The organism is Stieleria sp., from assembly GCF_041595215.1.
GTDB lineage: Bacteria > Planctomycetota > Planctomycetia > Pirellulales > Pirellulaceae > Stieleria > Stieleria magnilauensis.
The window spans coordinates 1-3096 of the sequence record NZ_JBFHKV010001019.1; the positions used below are offsets into that span (position 1 = coordinate 1).

Below are 3096 nucleotides of genomic sequence, written 5' to 3' on the forward strand. Positions count from 1 at the left end.
ACCAGTTGGAACAGGACGATCCCGCGTTGGCCCAGCCGGTTCATCCGTCGCTCGACATGCGTCGTTCCCAAGTGGTTTGGGCGGTCCGCAACGAAATGGCACGAACGGTCGAAGATGTCCTGGCCCGCCGCACCCGGACACTGTTTCTCAACGCCCAGCTTGCATTGGATGCGGCGCCCGCGGTCGCGGAGATCCTGTCCAACGAATTGGGAACCGATTCGGCGTGGCGTGACGAACAACTCGCGGCGTTTGAGGCCGTTGCCCGGCATTACCTTCCGGCGTAACGGGATTCGCAAGCTGCAAGCTTACGCCACTTGCGAGCTGAACGGACTCCGATGGAAATGGTATCCTAGTTGCGCCAGAAGGTTGGGGGTTTCCCATCCGTTGCATTCGAAGGGACAGGCGGCAAATGAAAGTTGGCATCACCAAGGAAATTGATCCCGGGGAGTGTCGTGTGGCGGCGACACCTGAAACGGCACGACGGATGATCCAGAAGCTCGGGTTCGAGGTTTTGGTGGAATCCGGTGCGGGGGATGCCGCGAGTTTTCATGACGAGAGCTATCGCGAAGCCGGTTGCACCCTTTGCGATGAGGCGGCCGAGATCTGGACGCAAGCCGACATCGTGCTGAAGGTCCGCCGGCCGCAGGATGGAGAGATCGAACAGCTGCGGGCGGGGCAAACACTGATTTGTTTCTTGGCACCGGGCCAGAACGAAGCGTTGTTGCAGAAGATCGCTGCTCGGCAGGCGACGGCGTTGGCGATCGAAGCGGTGCCACGGATCAGTCGGGCGCAGAAGTTAGACGCATTGAGCTCGATGGCCAACATCGCGGGGTACCGGGCCGTCGTCGAAGCGGCGGGGCTGTTCGGGCGTTTCTTTACCGGCCAGATCACCGCGGCCGGAAAAGTCCCGCCGGCCAAGGTGTTGGTCATCGGCGCGGGCGTCGCGGGACTGGCCGCGATCGGGACCGCCAGGGGATTGGGGGCCATCGTACGCGCCTTCGACGTGCGTCCCGAAGTCGCTGACCAGGTCAAAAGCATGGTCGCCGAATTCCTGATGTTGGAATTCGAGGGCGACGAGCACGGCGGCACTTCGGGCGGCTATGCCAAAACGATGAGCAAGGAATTCATCGATGCCGAGATGGCACTCTTTGCCGCCCAGGCCAAAGAGGTGGACATCATCATCACCACGGCACTCATTCCCGGCAAACCGGCGCCGAAATTGATCACGCACGAAATGGTCCGTTCGATGCGTCCGGGCAGCGTGATCGTCGATTTGGCCGCCGAACAAGGCGGTAATTGCGAGGCGACGATTCCCGATGAGGTGACCAAGGTCGAAGGCGTGCACATCGTCGGCTACCGCGATCTGACCAGCCGATTGGCACACACGTCCAGCCAGCTGTACGGGACCAATCTTTATCACTTGTTGGACGAGATGGGCGGCGCGGAGAGGTTCAGCGTCGACATGACCGACGACGTGATCCGCAGTGCGACGGTCGTCAAGGACGGTCAGGTCACCTGGCCCCCGCCGCCGGTTTCCGTCTCCGCAGCCCCCAAAGAGAAAGTGGTGGAGTCGGTCGCACCGTCCGCCGTGGTGGAAAAGAAAATCGGGACCTTTGACATCGCCCTGATGGTGATCGCGGCGGTGCTGTTGGTCGGAGTCGCGTTGACGCGCGATCAGGGTTTCATCACCGATTTCACCGTCTTTCTGCTGGCCTGTCTGATCGGGTGGCAAGTGATTTGGAACGTGACCGCCTCGCTGCATGCCCCGTTGATGAGTGTCACCAACGCGATCAGCGGCATCATCATCGTCGGCGGGATGGTGCAAATCGGGGCGACCAATCCGGTCGCGGCATGGTTGGGCGGGTTGGCGATCTTTGTCGCGACGCTCAACATTGCCGGCGGCTTTCTGATCACGCACCGCATGCTCAGCCTATTTCGCAAGTGATGTGGCTGCACGTCTGATGATGGATGTTCTGTTGTTTGGATGATCGTTTGCCCCCGTACATGAAAGACATGCCGTTTTCCCACCCACTCGTGATTGCTTCCGAGACGCTTCCCTTGAACCAGTCCCTGGCCACGGTCGCGTACATCGTGGCGGCGGTCCTGTTCATCTTTTCTTTGGCCGGGTTGTCCCACCAAACGAGTGCCAAGCGTGGCAATCTGCTCGGGATCATCGGCATGGTGCTGGCGGTCGGGGCGACCGTCTTTGGAGTGATGAACGGCGGGTACCTCTGGATGGCGGTCGCGATCTTGCCGGCGATCTTGATCGGTGCTCGGTTGGCCGCACGTTTATCGATGGATCATCTGCCGCAACTAGTGGCGATGCTGCACAGCTTTGTGGGATTGGCGGCCGTTTTCGTCGGCATCTCCAGCCACATCGAACCCGGGATCGCTGTCCCCGAGGGCGAGATGCTGATTCACAAAATCGAGATCTACGTCGGCGTCTTCATCGGCGCGTTGACCTTCACCGGATCGATCGTCGCCTTCTTGAAATTGGCCGAACTCGTCGGTGGTCGAGCGGTGACACTGCCCGGTCGCCACGTCTTGAACGTCGTCCTGATGCTCACCTGTGTCGGCCTGGGAATCTGGTACTGCCGTGTCGAGGGTGGTGATGCGCTGATACCGCTGTTGATCATGACCGCGATCTCGTCGCTGATCGGTGTTCACTTGGTGATGGCGATCGGCGGTGCGGACATGCCGGTGGTGGTTTCCATGCTCAACTCCTATTCCGGCTGGGCTGCCGCGGCGGCCGGATTCATGCTGAAGAACCACTTGCTGATCGTCACCGGCGCACTGGTCGGCAGCTCGGGAGCGATTCTGTCGTACATCATGTGCGCGGCGATGAACCGAAGTTTTTTCAGCGTGATCATGGGCGGGTTCGGCAGCGGCGCAGGCGGGCCGGCCGCCGTGGTCGAGGGGACGACGAAGGAATTCAGCGTCGACGAGACGGTCGCGATGCTCGAAGAAGCACAAAGCATCGTGATCGTCCCGGGCTACGGCATGGCGGTCGCTCAAGCACAGCATTCACTTGCCGAAGTCGTCAAGACGCTGCTCAAACGCAACAAGGAAGTCCGTTTTGCCATTCACCCGGTCGCC

At 60.8% G+C, this 3096-nt stretch carries 3 protein-coding genes; all 3 read left to right on the forward strand.

Annotation, left to right across the window (positions count from 1 at the left end):
- Positions 1-284 (forward strand): glycerol-3-phosphate dehydrogenase C-terminal domain-containing protein (locus ABX749_RS27490; protein ID WP_372898846.1); only part of this gene is annotated, 284 nt, incomplete at its 5' end.
- Positions 285-409: 125 nt separating this feature from the next.
- Positions 410-1945 carry a Re/Si-specific NAD(P)(+) transhydrogenase subunit alpha gene (locus tag ABX749_RS27495; RefSeq protein ID WP_372898847.1) on the forward strand — a complete coding sequence of 512 codons (1536 nt, stop codon included), beginning with the start codon at positions 410-412 and terminating at the stop codon, positions 1943-1945.
- A gap of 35 nt (positions 1946-1980) precedes the next feature.
- On the forward strand, positions 1981-3096 hold a 1116-nt coding region (locus ABX749_RS27500), incomplete at its 3' end, for an NAD(P)(+) transhydrogenase (Re/Si-specific) subunit beta (protein WP_372898848.1).